Origin of the sequence: Pantoea sp. alder81, from assembly GCF_020179835.1 — a bacterium.
In the GTDB taxonomy this organism is placed as follows: Bacteria; Pseudomonadota; Gammaproteobacteria; order Enterobacterales; family Enterobacteriaceae; genus Pantoea.
This window is the reverse complement of record NZ_JAIUDA010000001.1, coordinates 1,020,438-1,035,458: the sequence shown is the minus strand read 5'-3', so window position 1 is coordinate 1,035,458 and position 15,021 is coordinate 1,020,438. Positions and strand designations below refer to the sequence as shown.

The window sequence follows — 15,021 nt, the reverse complement described above, 5'->3', positions numbered from 1 at the left end:
TGATTACATCGAAATGTTTTATAACAGTAAGCGTCGGCATGGTTCTAGCGATCAGATGTCACCGACAGAATATGAAAACCAGTATTATCAACGGCTCGGAAGTGTCTAGATTATCCGTGGCGATTCAATTACAGTTTTTGATGAATGTCTCATCAAGTTGCCTAATCACCCGTAATTCTCTGCTTCATCTCACGCCGATGCTTATGATAGTCCTCGTCACATTCCGCGGAACAGAAAGCGGTATTAGCAACGATTGCCTCATCAGTGCACCAGATACAGTAACCATTACGGCTCATTAGAGGTGGCTTTCGGGCAGATAGAGAGGCATCCAGATGAGCTGCTTCACGTTCCTGAGCCAGGTCCACATCATCCATAATCGAGATCCTTATAGTCATTTCGTTGTATTAAAGAGGGTTTGTTAGCCTCAGTCCTGTATTGCCATTCAATGTCCAGCCTCACAGCATAGTTCAATTACACAGGTTTGGGGCTTAAGGCTTGATTTGAATACGATTCACTGCGTTACCCGTCTCCCTGGCGGCATGATATCGTTCATTGCCCACCACAGTATGCCCGCCCCCCAAAGATCAATCTGGATGTCCTAAGTCTGACCTGCCAGCAATCGAAATACCTATCCATATTTAAATTCCTATAGCATTCAACAGCCTTACAAAACACTCCGATGGAACGACTTGATCCGCATCTGCACCTCAATAATACTGTTATTATATACAGTATTATTAGGGGCATCTAAATGCCACGCGACTACGAAATTCTATTGGCTTTCAGGCAGGCGGTTAAGCGTGATGCTGCTGGCCGTTACACCATCAGCACACTCGACTTCGTCAAAGAGCTTGATCGTATGAATTGGCGTTATTCATTACGCGCCGCCAACAAATGGATTGAGATGCATACGACAACTTTCCGTGACATATCAACCAGGGAGGGGGAGGAACGCATGTTTCAACTGTTCAATCCGAATGGTTAAGACATGGCATCTTAAAAAAAAAGCCCGCACAAGGCGGGCAAAAAGCAGTGGCTAAGGAATGTCTCTCTCGTATGAAACGCATCCTGTGTGCTTTGCTGCCAGTAAGTGACTGACCCACATACCATAGACCAACATAATACGGGTGGTAGGATGCATTAAAGAAAGTGATTATGTGCCATTAATTTCTAATAAGTCATATTAATCAGCGACTAATAAATTAAATTTCAGACCCTTAACCGAAGCGGCTACGTTTGCTGCTGATTTTCCCTGGTTTATGACGGCCTGAAAAATGCACCAAAACTATCACCCCCTGCGCTCATGGCTATCCACCCAGGCTGACAGCCTCCCGTACACCTCAAATTAAATCCCCTTTACCAACAACGCGTTTGGAAAAAGTCTTTCTGCCTGACTTGATCGATTGTGCTGTTTACGATTACTGTTTATATATACAGTATTTATCAGGGCAATTATCATGGAGTTTTTCAGACCAGCGGAAATCCGCGCTGTTCTTGAGTTGCCGCTTTTCATTGCCCGCGTGCCATGTGGTTTTCCGTCGCCGGCGCAGGACTACGTTGAGCAGCGACTCGACCTCAACAATCTGCTGGTCAGCCACCCCAGCTCGACCTACTTCATCCGGGTCAGTGGTGATTCGATGATTGAGGGTGGCATTAATGATGGCGACATGCTGGTGGTGGACAGCTCCGTCACCGCGGAGCATGGGGATATCATCGTGGCCGCGATTTCCGGCGAGTTCACCGTGAAGCAACTGATGACCCGGCCATTCCTGCATCTCAAACCCATGAATGCTGCACACGCTATCATCCTGATCCCTGATGCCGACCAGTTTGAAATCTTCGGCGTTGTCCGGCACTCCATTAAGACGATGGGCCGTTAATGTTTGCCCTGGTGGATGTGAACTCGTTTTACGCCAGCTGTGAAACGGTGTTCAGACCGGACCTGCGTGGCAAGCCGGTAGTTGTCCTCTCCAACAACGATGGCTGTGTTATCGCGCGTTCGGCAGAAGCGAAGGCCCTACAGCTGCCTATGGGGGCACCGTACTTCAAGCTCAAAGACGAGTTCAGGCGTCATAAAGTTCACGTATTCAGTTCCAATTACGCCTTGTACGCGGACATGAGCAACAGAGTGATGACCACTCTGGAAGATATGGCGCCCTCAGTTGAAATCTACTCCATTGACGAAGCTTTTATGGACCTGACCGGGGTTCGAAACTGCCGTGTGCTGGAAGAATACGGGCGGGAAATTCGCGCGCGCGTGAAGCGCGATACGCACCTGACGGTCGGCGTCGGTATCGCACCGACCAAGACACTGGCCAAGCTGGCCAATCATGCCGCCAAAAAATGGACGAAGACCGGCGGCGTGCTGGATTTATCGAACGTCGATCGCCAGCGCAGGTTGATGGAGCTGGTGAAGGTTGAAGATGTCTGGGGTGTTGGCCGGCGCATCAGCAAAAAGCTCAATGCGATGGGCATCATCTCCGCGAAAGACCTGTCCGAGCAAAGCACGTACATCATACGCAAACATTTCAACGTTGTGCTCGAACGCACCGTAAGAGAGCTGCGCGGTGAACCCTGCCTCGAACTGGAGGAGTTCGCACCCACGAAACAGCAGATTGTCTGTTCGCGTTCTTTCGGTTCCCGCATAACGGAATATCAGGATATGCGTCAGGCTGTGTGTGCTTATGCCGAGCGCGCTGCCGAAAAGCTCAGAAGTGAACGACAATACTGCCGGCAGATAGCCGTTTTCGTCCGAACCAGTCCGCACGCGGTAGGGGAGACGTTTTACGGTAATCAGGCCATGGGCACGCTGATGACACCTTCCAACGACACGCGTGACATTATCCGCGTGGCCATGGATTCACTGGATCGCATCTGGCTCGATGGATGCCGCTTTATGAAAGCCGGCGTGATGCTCGGGGATTTCTACAGCCAGGGCGTTTCGCAGCTCAATCTCTTTGACGAATTTAAGCCACAGGCCAACAGTGAAGCGCTGATGCGCGTAGTTGATGGCCTCAATCAGAGCGGGAAGGGGAAATTATGGTTTGCAGGACAGGGAGTGCAGAAAACATGGGCCATGAAGCGGGAAATGCTGTCGCCGGCTTACACTACGAGGTTTTCGGACTTGCCTATTGCAAGATGATTTAGGTTAAATCGTCAGCATTGCAGCATCATCAATGGAGAGCAGCCAATTAGTATCGGACTAAACAAGTTCAACTAAAAGTGATTGATTGATAGAAGCAATTAGGATAATAAGTAGTCCTTATCAAATTGTATTCTTTTGTAGCCATTCAATATTTCGGCAAATACTTACGGTAAACCTCGGAGCCATTAGCGCTTGTTGCATTAGGCGGTTTGTGATTGAATTTCTTAATAGAATGTTATCCGTACTGAATAGAATTAAGTAAAAATAAATTTGTATTGATTTCAGTCAGTTAGTGCTAAGTGGGTTCATCACGGATCTTTACGACTCGGCTAACGTGGACATTAACAATCAGCAGGTGCGTGATACTATGTGCGCAAGGGAGGATGGAATGACTGAAAAAAACAAGGATAGTAGATGGAACTGTTGATTATTATAGCCATTGTTGCTAACAGATTTTAGTACGTTGAAAATCACAAAGAGTTTCGTATTATCTTAGATAATGTCGCCTTCTGTGCCCCATTGGATATTACCTATTTCTGGCAAGTAATTCCATTGGTTCAGTTCAAAGCGTTGCCTCTTTTAGATACCTGAAAAAGTAGGGCAAATTATCGAAGGTAATAAAGAGCTGTGATTCAAGAATTAGACGTATTAAAAGAGCCTTGATTTTTTACTGAGCGAAACTCTTTTTTTTGTTTTTCAATAACGTGCAATATGAAAAAATATAAATTTAGACGGGAATTTTTGGTTTAAGTGTTAAGAAGTATTTAAATGATGTAATGGTAAATTTTACGCAAAAATTTTAATTTGGAGTTAATATGGCTAAATATATAAGAAGCATTGCTCAAAAAACAAATGCTGGTCGCAGAAAAATAATAATAGATGGTAAGAATCTGATCATCGTTGGTAACAACGGGGCTGGGAAAACCAAATTTTTAAAGGCGTTACAGAGCAGTCTAAATAAGTTATTCCAAGGAGGTCAATATCAAACATCAGAAAGCCTGAATAAATTGATTGATGATCATAATTCTCACTTGAAACAATTCAAGATTGATACTGAAGAACATAATAATATTCTCAATGCCATCAGTCATTACAAAAGCCTTCTTGACGAAAAAAATGTTCTTGATGTAACGCTATCCTCAAGTACATCCTTTATCCAAAGTATAAAAAACAATGAGATTATATTCAGATTTTTCGAGGCTGGGCGTTTTTATAATAGTGATGGAAATAATCTTTTAACTAGCATAGATAGCCTGTTTGAAAGGTTCAAAAGTAATAACTCAAACTTTCAATCTACGAGCAGTTATTTCGAATCCTATTTGGTTTCAATGAGCAATTATGCCCTCCTTGAAAAGGGGGCAGAACAGATTGAAGAGTATAATCGTGTAAATGGTATAGTTCAAAAAATACAGTATGATCTTAGAAGTTTATTCGAAGATGAAAGTTTGTTGTTGTCATTCAATCGAAAAAAATTAAGGATGGAAATCAATCAAAAGAATAAAGACCCGTTCAGCTTGAGTCATCTCCCCTCAGGTTATTCATCTATCCTTGCAATATATGCAGAGCTAATAATGGTTTCTGAGTTAAGCAACAGAAGAAAAGATGAAATAAAAGGGATTGTTATTATTGATGAAGTTGATGCGCATTTGCATGTTACACTTCAAAAGAAAGTATTTAATTTTTTATCGGAAAGCTTTAAAGATATTCAGTTTATAATTTCAACTCACTCTCCTTTTGTGGTCCAATCAGTATCTGATGCAATAATATATAATCTATCCAAGAATGAAAAAATGGAAGATCTTTCCATTTATTCTTATAGTTCCATCATTAAAGGTTTGCTTGGGGAAACCACAAATTCAAATGAGCTCGAAGGTTTGTTAAACGAATTAAGCACGCTTAGTAAAAAAGATATTTATAATTCAAGATTTCATTCAATCATATCCATTTTGGAAGAAAATATGGATTTTTTAAATCCAAAGGCCAAGGCGACATTTTTAGGTGCTAAATCGAAATTTATAGACTGGAAAGAGGAACAAGATAATGTTTAATGTCACTCGTTCCTATCCTGCCCCTACTAGTCTAGCTTTAAATCGAACCTACAAAGATCAAGATGTAATTGACGCTTTACGCCTGATTTTTCATGATAAATGTTATTTATGTGAACAAGGTTCTATATCCGATCCCGAAGTGGAGCATTTTGTGCCACATAACAAAAATAAAGCATTAAAATTTGGCTGGGATAATTTGTTTTTTGTCTGCCGTCGATGTAATGGCATTAAAAGTACTAATCATATAAATCTTCTCGATTGTACTGTTTCAGCAATTAACGTTTCAGATGAAATAGTACATTTTGCTGGTAATGCTGATGTCGGTGAGATCGTTATTAGACCTCATTCAAAAAATCCCTCTGTGCAAGTTGAAAACACAGTTCTGCTTCTAAGTAAATGTTTTAATTTAGAGAATACTAGCTTAAGAAAAATCTCTAAAGAGAGTTTGATGGAAAAGATTTTAGTGGAGCTTAATAACTTTAGACCACTAAGGGATGTCTTGGCCCAAAGGTTGAGTTCAATTGAGAGTGTGATTGCTGCAAAACAATCTTTAGCGATAATGTGCTCAAGCAATTACCCATTCTCAATTTTTTGGAGATGGCATGTTATTAGTGATGTAATACTAAAAAGAAGGCATCCAAACTTAAGGCAAGAACTGGGATTCTAGCTTAGAAGGTGCGCTTAGCGCGCACTCTTTAAATTCCAATCATGTTTGTATCGAATAGTTCACTGAAAGAAAATGGTCTGGTTTGTCTATATGTTTATATAAAGAAATACTGTATTAGATGGTGAAGGGAACGTATGTAATTAAGCGAATATTTCACATTCAATTATTTAATTAGCAGTCCATGATGGGGTGGTGATTGTTTTTATTTGTAATAAATTTAATAAGAATGAGGTTTTATTTAAAGATGCTTCATATCTAGGTAAGCATTTTTTACAGTGGAAAATATCGATTTTAAACTCTCAAAGAAAATTTTAGCACCCTGCTCAGTAAATATATAATCATTGAGGATTTCCTCCGCCTTAACAGCATAATCAAAATTTTTCAATGCATGTCTTATTTTCATTTCATCCTGTAGATAGTTTGCTTTATAGTAAAATATAGACACGTTAGAAAATGCATGATATGCAAGTAAAATTGCCCAGATCGGTCGAGGTAAATTAACAGCCGGAGATAATCTGAGAATGCCATCATCTTCATGCAAACATTTGTTCAAATTGATAAAATAAAAATTTTGATGGCATGCTTCATGAAGTAATATGTCGGCCAGTTGGAATACCTCGTCCCGAAGTGAACAATAGGAAAGCCCACAATGCTTATCCCAACTACCAGAACTGAAAGAGTTTTTTTCGGCCTCGGTGACGTATAAACTTGTTATTGCAGAAGTCACCCACTCTGCCAACACTCCTGTAGAGGTTAGTTCATTTATAGCGAGCCTATTTAGCATGTCTAGTTCATTAAAATTCCCAATCGTAAGCTTAGATGATGTGTCATAGCCATTGTTGATAGTTTCTTTAAATGCAACAGCATCACCAAGAAACATTGATGTCGATATTTTATGAACATTATCGTGGTTTTCATTTATTGTTTCTCTAAATGTGATCGTGTTTTGTTTTATTATGAACTCCTGATTTTTTAAATATCTAGCAGGAATTCCATTAAAGGAACCAAAGCCTGGAGAGGCTGTATTAGAAAATTTTCCTTGCACGCAAAATCCTGATAATCTAACGGCATATAACTCTATTTTGAAATATGGAGGCTCTAGGGTTGTATCTGCCAACCATTGAAGAATTGAGGGTATCTCAGGTGCCCATGCGTTGCTGTTATTTGGTAATGACCGATCAGAAATACAAATTAGAGCTTCTATAACCCATAGGGGAACTTGGTGACATTTAAGGTTTTGCAATAAATTTTGAGCCAATACTATAGAAAAGGAACTTTTCCTATTTAATAGAGTGTCATGAATGCTTTGCTCTGAAAAAGGGCTAGCACAAGATAATAAACTATCCAACACGATTCACCCCCTCCACCCAAGCCTTTTCAGGAATCGACTGTTGCATATACTTTAAAATATGCTGCCCAAGTCCATACATAACACTGCAGTAATATGTCGGATTATTAAAGCTCACACCATCAAAACGGTCTGGTATGTAGCCCCCGCCACACGCATTCACTACAACACAATTTTTACATGTGTCACAAAGCTTTTGTGATTCCTGAACTTTGAAATGTTCAGAATGCACATCCAACTTATGTGTTTTAATATTAATGTCATCACTAGAATATATACCACCAAGGAATCGAGTTACATCACTCATTCCAATTGCACCATTTGACTCAACAACACACAAATTAGTTAAATCGCCTCCTAGTGCATCGAGGCAAACCTCATGCCCAAGAAATCCTTTAATCATTAATTCATACAACCTAATTCTTGGTGCCCCTTCACCAAGAGATCTCCAGTATTCGAAACCTTTAATCAGTTTCTCTTCTAAAGATGCCAGGTCTGATATTCCGCTGGGCGGGGTTAAAATATTCCCAAGTGGAAGTAGTAAATCAAAAGAATAAATTCCTATAGTGGGAAACCAATCGATTAATTCACAGATATCAGATGTGTCAGAAATGACGGCTAGTGCTCCTGGCTTAAAATTTGCTCTAGTGATATGCAAATTCCCAAGAATATTTAATAAATTTTGAGTAATGTCCCGTCCTCGTCTATTAACTCTTTTTGAGAAAGTTGATGGAGGTCCATCAATACTAATGCCTACATTAACTTTAAATTCAGAAAACAAATCAACCCACTCTCTATCCAGAAGCAATCCGTTGGTTTGAATTGAATATCTGAGGATTTGTTTGCCAACTATAAAATCCATAGTTGTAAGCAGTTTTCGTAGCCGTGCTTTCCCATATAATAAAGGCTCCCCACCATGCAGTTCTAGATGAAAAGTCTTCATGTTATAGAATTCAACATGTTCTTTAATTTTATTTGCTAAGGCCTGAACAATCTCATCACTAGCAAAATTCTCTCGTTGGGACCAAGAACTATCCCCCATGTTATAAACGTAGCAATACGTGCAATTTATATTGCATTTCTGGGAAATTTTAAAAATAACTTGGTGAAGAGTTGGTTTTTTAATATGGAATGAAAAGTCAGTCATCCTCACCCCTTGTTACATTAAATTTTAATATAAATTAAATTTGATTGGTGTGACTACTCCGATGATCACTTGCATGAGCTGTTTGATCACCACCTAATTGTTTTTTTTGTTCTTCAATAAGTTTTTTTATTAGGACGTCAATGTTTTCATAATCATCAAAATTAATTTTTGAAAGATCTATTTTGCGAGGTTTTTTAGGCTCAACCATAGCATCACCAATAAATTAGAATGTGGATAGTTAACTTAAGATATAATCTCAGTATGAAACTTTGTCAAATGTGTATGCGAAAATAATGTAGGTGCACTCCTGTTGTCACTATACGCTCTGAGCGTCTTGCATTTTCAAACTATAGAGCGATGTCTTTCATCAGTTAGTATATTTATATAGTATTCATATAGTTATGATATCGGTTTTACGGATAATTGTTATTATCAAGCGTAACCCTTCTCCTGCTCTCGTACAAACAAAGAAATTTAGTCTGGCACGTCAGTAAGAATTATTGATAAGAGGTTTCTGAATTATTTTTGTTATAGTGCACTACCTTTTCCTTCCCGATTTTTCTTTATTGATTACTTTATAATGACTTATGAGATCTGCCTCTGGCACAGGGCTGCTGTTGCAGCGCTGACAACCTAAGATTTCAATCGATTCAGAGATCTCTAACGCATCATTGAGTTCAATGCCCAGATGACGGACTGTGCTTTCCAGTTTCTTATGACCCTACAGAAGTTGGTTCACCCGGAGATTCTTGGTTTTCTTGTAAATCCGGTAAGGTTTTGTTCTTCTAAGGGAATGTGTCCTGTAAAGCGAATCTTAGAGACCAAGCTTTTCAACCAACCCAAGAAAGATTCGGTTGTATTGCCGGGTTAATATGTGCTGGCCAGTCCGGGACCGGAACAAGAAGTCTTTACTGTTCAAATTGCCAAGCTATATCATTGCAGCACCAACTTCTCTTGTCCCTTTGGTTATCTCAAATTGCACAGGGCTACCGGTTTTCTGTTGCAGCACTGTTGTTCTGCCTAAAAAGCTCAGCTGCCATATGCAACATCCGATACTTTTAGTTTGACCAGATCACAGCCTCGAAGCTTACTGTCCAGGGTCATATTGAAAACAGCTAAACCGCGCGTTTTTCCCCTCCAGTTCAAGCAGGATTAGGATACTACAGCTGAAGTGGTCTTTTTTTGACCGATGACACAGTCTTTGTTCCACGGAGATGTGTTAATACTCAAGACTCCTGAAATGTGGAAAATTTGAGTATGGTTATCCCCTATTGGCTGTGAGATCAATGGCTCGATGCAAAGCTGTCTGTTAATTTATTCGTGATCTTCGCTGGTGAGACCAACTAAACTGCAAACAGTTAGTCAGTTGAATGCATATACCCACAAAATGAATTTTATGTATTCACTTGTGATTAAACAGCAATAACTGGGGGGTTAACTCTTTATTTAGGGATGGAGAAACAGGGGACAAAAACAGGGGCAAAAACCCAAATCAGGGCACTAAAATGGGCATTGAAAATGGGGCTGGGAGTATGACTGCGTACTTTAGCGTTAATCTAACCAATTGATTTAAAATGAATATATAATGTTGCCAGATACTTAGACAATCAATCTTATTTCTTCAGGTTATATTGTTCTTTCTTCGTTACTTCTTGATTTTCTGACATTATTTTCACGCTTGAGAATGAACGCAAGGGTCGTTGGCGGCTGAATAACGCTTCAGCGGCAATAAACCCCTATGACATGAGTGCGTATGGTACGGATTGCGCACGCGAATGCCAGTCTGATGTGATCTCTTTTCACGGATTCCTGCGATAAAACCGCACACTTTGCCAGAACAATCTGCCCATTTATTGATCTGGGTAAAGATTGCGCGCATCGCTGCCTGACAGGATGGATGAAGTGTTTTTTTTAGTTTCTAAAGGTGAGGAGAGGCAGATGCAAACGTACGACATGGTTTTTGAAGAAGCGTGCCGGCTAGTCGGGCAATGTTATCTCGAGCTGGCGCAGCGGGGATCAGCAACAGAAAAAGAGGTGGTAGCGACGGAGTTGCGCAATCTGCAGCTGCGTTATCGGGAATTAACCGGCTCGCCCAATCGTGCGGTTGAGATGGCGATTATTCAGCTTAAACCCTGTTAAATCATTAAGCCCGGCCAGTGCGCCGGGCTTGCTTCATCTAGTCACTTTTCTCTGCTTTACCGGCCATTTCCGCCAGTCGCTGATAGCGTTGATTGGCGGCTTCGGTCGCATCCTGCCATAACTGCGCGGCAGCTTCCGGTTCACGGGTTTGCAACTGGCGGAAACGCTGCTCGTTCATCAATGCGTCTTCCAGCACTGAGGTTGGCTGGCGAGAGTCCAGCGCCAGTGCCGCTTTACCTTGCTCTGCACGACGAGGGTCATAACGATACAGCGGCCAGAACCCGCTGGTGGTTAACAATCGCATCTGCTCATGGCTATAAGCCAAATCATATCCGTGTTCTTCACATGGGCTGTAAGCGATGATTAGCGAGGGACCGGGCCAGGCCTCCGCTTCCTGAATCGCTTTCACCGTCTGATTCAACTGTGCGCCCAGCGAGATTTGGGCCACATAAACATGCCCATACAGCATGGTGGCAACGCCTAAATCTTTACGTGCTTTACGCTTGCCTTGTTCGCCAAACTTGGTGACTGCACCGAGCGGCGTAGCTTTGGAAGCTTGTCCACCGGTATTGGAGTAGCACTGGGTGTCGAGAACCAGCACGTTGACGTTTTCACTCAGGCTCATCACATGATCAAGACCGCCATAACCGATGTCATAGGCCCAGCCGTCACCCCCGATTAGCCAGACAGATTTCTCAACCAGCGCATCGGCGATAACCTGCAATTCGCCAGCGTGGGCTGATGATGAAGCCGCCAGCTGCTGACGCAGTTCAACTATTTGCTCGCGACGAACCGAGGGCAGGACATTTTCCTCTTTCAATGCGGCCAGTAAAGCTTCGGGCAACTGTGGCGCACACTGATCTAACAGACGTAGCGCGCGCTGTTTCTGCTGATCAACGCTCAGGCGGAAACCGAGCCCAAATTCAGCGTTGTCTTCAAACAGGGAATTGGCCCATGCCGGTCCGCGTCCTTCGGCGTTGGTGGTATAAGGTGTGGAGGGGAGATTACCGCCATATATGGATGAGCAACCGGTGGCATTGGCAATCAACAGGCGATCGCCATACAACTGCGTCAGCAACTTGATATACGGCGTCTCCCCGCAGCCGGAACAGGCGCCTGAGTACTCAAAGAGCGGCGTGATCAGTTGTGAGGTGCGAATATCAATGCGTTCCAGTTGTTCCGCTGTGATTTCTGGCAGCGCAAGAAACGCATCGTAATTCACTTTTTCGGTTTCAACATGTTCAAGACGCGATTGCATATTGATGGCTTTGATCTCTGGATGCTGGCGATCGCTGGCCGGGCACACTTCCACACACAGATTACAGCCGGTGCAATCTTCAGGAGCCACCTGCAGCACGTATTTCTGGCCGCGCATATCGCGTGATTTGACGTCGAGAGAAGCGAGGGAATCAGGTGCGGAGTCCATGGCCTCAGGCGTAACGACTTTGGCGCGAATCGCCGCATGCGGGCAGGCTGCTACGCAGTGGTTGCATTGGGTGCACAGGTCAGGCTGCCAGATCGGAATCGCTTCGGCGATGTTGCGTTTTTCCCACTGTGTGGTGCCAACGGGCCAGGTGCCGTCTGGCGGCAGTGCGGACACCGGCAATTTGTCGCCTAATCCTGCCAGCATGGCGGCGGTGACGGTTTTGACAAAATCCGGTGCGCTATCGGATACCACCGGCGGACGATGCGGACTGTGCTGATCAACCGCCTGCAGCGGCACCGCTTCCAACGCCTGTTGTGCCATTGCCAGTGCCTGCCAGTTACGCTGCACCAGCTCCTCGCCTTTACTGCTGTAGCTGCGGGAAATGGCGTTTTGCAGTTCGGTTAATGCACTGTCGCCGGGCAGAATCTGCGTCAACTGGAAGAACGCCATCTGCATGACGGTGTTGATGCGTGCACCGAGCTGGCATTCGCGCGCGATACGTGCCGCATTGATGACATAAAACCGCGCCTGCTTGTCATTAAGCTGGCTCTGCACTTCCTGCGGTAGGCGTGACCAGACTTCATCAGCGGCGTAAGGAGTATTCAGCAGGAAAATGCCGCCCGGCTTAAGCTGATCGAGCATCGAATATTTATCGATGAACTGCAGTTGATGGCAGCCAATAAAATCAGCCTGCTGCACCAGATACGCCGACTGGACGGGATGTTCACTGACACGCAGATGGGAAACAGTCAGGCCGCCCGCTTTTTTCGAGTCATAGACGAAATATCCCTGCACATGCCAGGGCGTGGCATTGCCGATGATCTTCAGGTTGTTTTTGCTGGCGCTCACGCTGCCGTCACTGCCGAGGCCGTAAAACAGCGCTTCAAGCCGTGCCCGATTCGGCACGATGTTGGCCTCCATCGGCAGCGATAAATGCGTGACATCATCATAAATACCCACGGTGAAACGCGCAGGCGGTTGTTCACGCAGCAGCGCACGGAACACGGCTAGCACGGCATCAGGGGCAAATTCTTTCGATGACAGACCGTAGCGGCCGCCAATCACTCTCGGCAGCGTCGGGCGTTCACCCCGGCTAAAGGCTTCAGCCAGTGCGGTCATCACATCCAGAAACAGCGGTTCACCCAGCGCGCCGGGCTCTTTGGTGCGATCCAGCACCGCCACACGCTGAACCGAAGTGGGCAGCGTTTTGATCAGATGCGCCGCTGAGAACGGACGATAAAGGCGCACTTTCACCAATCCCACCTTTTCGCCGCGCTGCAACAGAACATCAATCGCTTCTTCGGCGGTGCCGCAGCCCGAACCCATCATCACGATTACGCGCTCAGCCTGCGGGTGGCCATAAAACTCAAACGGCTGATAGTGGCGGCCGGTGTTAGCGGCAAACGCTTCCATGGCGGCTTCAACATGGCCGGTACAGGCGTCGTACCAGCGGTTAGTGGCTTCGCGCGATTGGAAATAGGTATCAGGATTGGCGGAGGTGCCACGAATCGTTGGATGATCCGGCGTCAGTGCGCGTGCACGATGCTCTGCGATCGCTTTTGCTGGCATCAGTGCTTGCAGGGTTTCATCACTGATCGGGACAATCTTGTTGATCTCATGTGAGGTACGGAAACCGTCGAAGAAGTGAATAAAGGGCACGCGGCTATTGAGTGAAGCCATCTGAGAGATCAACGCGAAATCCTGCGCTTCCTGCACGCTGGAAGCACACAGTTGCGCGCAACCCGTCTGGCGCACGGCCATCACATCAGAGTGATCGCCAAAAATCGATAAAGCATGTGTAGCGACGGTACGCGCTGCGACGTGCAGGACAAACGGCGTCAGCTGCCCGGCCAGTTTATACAGCGTCGGGATCATCAGCAGCAGGCCCTGTGATGACGTAAACGTGGTGGAAAGGGCACCGGTCTGCAACGCTCCGTGTACGGTAGCAATGGCACCGCCTTCTGACTGCATCTCCACTACGCGAGGGATATCACCCCAGATATTGCGGCGACCTTCGCCAGACCAGCTGTCGGCCAGTTCCGCCATGGTGGAACTGGGCGTGATGGGGTAAATGGCGATCACTTCACTGGTGCGGAAAGCGACCGAAGCCACCGCACCGTTGCCGTCGACGGTAATCATAAATCGTCCTTTGCTACGCTGAGAAACCCGAAAGTTTACGGGGGTAATGATTCAGTTTAGCAAAGCGATTTGGCCAGACTTTTTCATCTGTGTGTTGGCGACAGGTGAACGCACTGTCATCTAAGGTTGTCGATTTTTACATCATTTCTAAGGATTGAACGCCTTTGATTTCCATCACTTTATCGTAGATGGTGTGAATAGCGGCGCTACGTGACAATGTCACTTCAACGCTCAGTTCACACAGGCCATTATCTTCATCCCGGTTCACCACGGCGATATGACCGTAGCGGATATTTTCGCGTTGTAGCACCAGCAACACCAACGGCACGCTCTTCGGTTTAAGGTGCACCATCAACGTATGGTGTCGGCCAATCAACCAGTGACTAATACGACGGAAAGTTTCTAACACCACCAGCGCTAACACCGTGCCATAAATACCAATCTCGTACATGCCGCTACCAATGACCAAACCAATGGCTGCGGTGACCCACAATCCTGCTGCGGTGGTTAAACCCTTGACCACTTGTTTTTGAATGATAATGGTGCCGGCACCGAGGAAGCCCATCCCACTGACCACCTGCGCGGCAATTCGGCTGGGATCGAGCGCCACATGATCGCTATCCAGCATGTCTGAAAAGCCATATTTCGACACCAGCATAAACATGGCACTGCCAATACCGACCAAAATATGGGTGCGCAAACCGGCCTCTTTGGCGCGCATTTGACGTTCAAGGCCAATCAATCCACCCAGTATTCCAGCAAGCGCGATACGGATTAACATGTCCGTTAGCATGATTCCTCCTTATGCATTGAAAAATAGGAATGTTTCGGTCAGAAAAGGTTTATCAGGTCCAATCAGGATAATTCTGCTTGCAAAAGGCGATAATAAATTTTGTAAAAAGCTGTGTCGCCTATCGACCCCTGATGGCACCTGACATATGCTGGTGCCTCTTTTACGCCCA

13 protein-coding genes and 1 pseudogene are annotated in these 15,021 nt (G+C 44.8%); 7 read left to right on the top strand and 7 right to left on the bottom strand.

All coding sequences use genetic code 11. The features are described from left to right. On the top strand, window positions 1–109 hold a 109-nt coding region (locus LBW88_RS04885), incomplete at its 5' end, for an IS3 family transposase (RefSeq protein ID WP_131023897.1). Window positions 110–161: 52 nt separating this feature from the next. Here the strand turns inward: LBW88_RS04885 and LBW88_RS26585 are convergent. After that, window positions 162–296, bottom strand: coding sequence for a DUF2116 family Zn-ribbon domain-containing protein (locus LBW88_RS26585; protein ID WP_414004117.1), 135 nt, complete (start codon window positions 294–296; stop codon window positions 162–164). A gap of 455 nt (window positions 297–751) precedes the next feature. On the opposite strand from LBW88_RS26585, the gene LBW88_RS04875 reads away from it, so the two are divergent. The 5 genes from LBW88_RS04875 to LBW88_RS04855 all read left to right on the top strand — a co-directional run bounded on the left by LBW88_RS04875 (window position 752) and on the right by LBW88_RS04855 (window position 5,860). After that, window positions 752–985 (top strand): DNA polymerase V, encoded by a 234-nt coding sequence (locus LBW88_RS04875; RefSeq protein WP_224927999.1) that lies wholly within the window; start codon window positions 752–754, stop codon window positions 983–985. A gap of 472 nt (window positions 986–1,457) precedes the next feature. After that, entirely contained in the window at window positions 1,458–1,880 is a 423-nt protein-coding gene (gene umuD / locus LBW88_RS04870; RefSeq protein ID WP_224928001.1) for a translesion error-prone DNA polymerase V autoproteolytic subunit, read from the top strand. Next, window positions 1,880–3,142, top strand: a complete 1,263-nt coding sequence (gene umuC / locus LBW88_RS04865) for a translesion error-prone DNA polymerase V subunit UmuC (protein ID WP_224928004.1) — start codon at window positions 1,880–1,882, stop codon at window positions 3,140–3,142. The genes umuD and umuC overlap by 1 nt, the downstream gene beginning before the upstream one ends. Window positions 3,143–3,960: 818 nt before the next feature. Further along, window positions 3,961–5,193, top strand: a complete 1,233-nt coding sequence (locus tag LBW88_RS04860) for an AAA family ATPase (protein ID WP_224928007.1) — start codon at window positions 3,961–3,963, stop codon at window positions 5,191–5,193. Further along, entirely contained in the window at window positions 5,186–5,860 is a 675-nt protein-coding gene (locus LBW88_RS04855) for an HNH endonuclease (protein WP_224928010.1), read from the top strand. Before LBW88_RS04860 ends, LBW88_RS04855 begins: the two co-directional genes overlap by 8 nt. A 238-nt stretch (window positions 5,861–6,098) precedes the next feature. Here LBW88_RS04855 and LBW88_RS04850 read toward each other — a convergent pair whose 3' ends face one another. The 4 genes and pseudogenes from LBW88_RS04850 to LBW88_RS04835 all read right to left on the bottom strand — a co-directional run. Continuing rightward, window positions 6,099–7,211, bottom strand: coding sequence for an HEXXH motif-containing putative peptide modification protein (locus LBW88_RS04850; RefSeq protein WP_224928013.1), 1,113 nt, complete (start codon window positions 7,209–7,211; stop codon window positions 6,099–6,101). Beyond that, the gene (locus LBW88_RS04845; protein WP_224928016.1) at window positions 7,201–8,355 is read right to left on the bottom strand and encodes a radical SAM protein; all 1,155 of its coding nucleotides are present in this window, start codon (window positions 8,353–8,355) and stop codon (window positions 7,201–7,203) included. The genes LBW88_RS04850 and LBW88_RS04845 overlap by 11 nt, the downstream gene beginning before the upstream one ends. 34 nt (window positions 8,356–8,389) lie before the next feature. Next, a complete protein-coding gene (locus LBW88_RS04840; protein ID WP_224928019.1) occupies window positions 8,390–8,563 on the bottom strand; it encodes a hypothetical protein in 174 nt (57 codons plus the stop codon). A 429-nt stretch (window positions 8,564–8,992) separates the two neighbouring features. Beyond that, a pseudogene (locus LBW88_RS04835) lies at window positions 8,993–9,579 on the bottom strand (tyrosine-type recombinase/integrase); the annotation flags it as partial. A 714-nt stretch (window positions 9,580–10,293) separates the two neighbouring features. Here LBW88_RS04835 and LBW88_RS04830 point away from each other — a divergent pair. After that, window positions 10,294–10,494, top strand: coding sequence for a DUF2767 domain-containing protein (locus LBW88_RS04830; protein ID WP_224928022.1), 201 nt, complete (start codon window positions 10,294–10,296; stop codon window positions 10,492–10,494). 37 nt (window positions 10,495–10,531) lie between these two features. Here LBW88_RS04830 and nifJ read toward each other — a convergent pair whose 3' ends face one another. Next, entirely contained in the window at window positions 10,532–14,059 is a 3,528-nt protein-coding gene (gene nifJ / locus LBW88_RS04825; RefSeq protein WP_224928026.1) for a pyruvate:ferredoxin (flavodoxin) oxidoreductase, read from the bottom strand. A 136-nt stretch (window positions 14,060–14,195) separates the two neighbouring features. Then, the gene (locus tag LBW88_RS04820; RefSeq protein WP_224928029.1) at window positions 14,196–14,852 is read right to left on the bottom strand and encodes an MgtC/SapB family protein; all 657 of its coding nucleotides are present in this window, start codon (window positions 14,850–14,852) and stop codon (window positions 14,196–14,198) included. Window positions 14,853–15,021: the final 169 nt, after the last annotated feature.

Coding starts and splice junctions, on each gene's coding strand:
- LBW88_RS26585 (WP_414004117.1), bottom strand. CDS start 296: ATGAGCCGTAATGGTTACTGTATCTGGTGCACTGATGAGGCAATCGTT.
- LBW88_RS04875 (WP_224927999.1), top strand. CDS start 752: ATGCCACGCGACTACGAAATTCTATTGGCTTTCAGGCAGGCGGTTAAG.
- umuD (WP_224928001.1), top strand. CDS start 1,458: ATGGAGTTTTTCAGACCAGCGGAAATCCGCGCTGTTCTTGAGTTGCCG.
- umuC (WP_224928004.1), top strand. CDS start 1,880: ATGTTTGCCCTGGTGGATGTGAACTCGTTTTACGCCAGCTGTGAAACG.
- LBW88_RS04860 (WP_224928007.1), top strand. CDS start 3,961: ATGGCTAAATATATAAGAAGCATTGCTCAAAAAACAAATGCTGGTCGC.
- LBW88_RS04855 (WP_224928010.1), top strand. CDS start 5,186: ATGTTTAATGTCACTCGTTCCTATCCTGCCCCTACTAGTCTAGCTTTA.
- LBW88_RS04845 (WP_224928016.1), bottom strand. CDS start 8,355: ATGACTGACTTTTCATTCCATATTAAAAAACCAACTCTTCACCAAGTT.
- LBW88_RS04840 (WP_224928019.1), bottom strand. CDS start 8,563: ATGGTTGAGCCTAAAAAACCTCGCAAAATAGATCTTTCAAAAATTAAT.
- LBW88_RS04830 (WP_224928022.1), top strand. CDS start 10,294: ATGCAAACGTACGACATGGTTTTTGAAGAAGCGTGCCGGCTAGTCGGG.
- nifJ (WP_224928026.1), bottom strand. CDS start 14,059: ATGATTACCGTCGACGGCAACGGTGCGGTGGCTTCGGTCGCTTTCCGC.
- LBW88_RS04820 (WP_224928029.1), bottom strand. CDS start 14,852: ATGCTAACGGACATGTTAATCCGTATCGCGCTTGCTGGAATACTGGGT.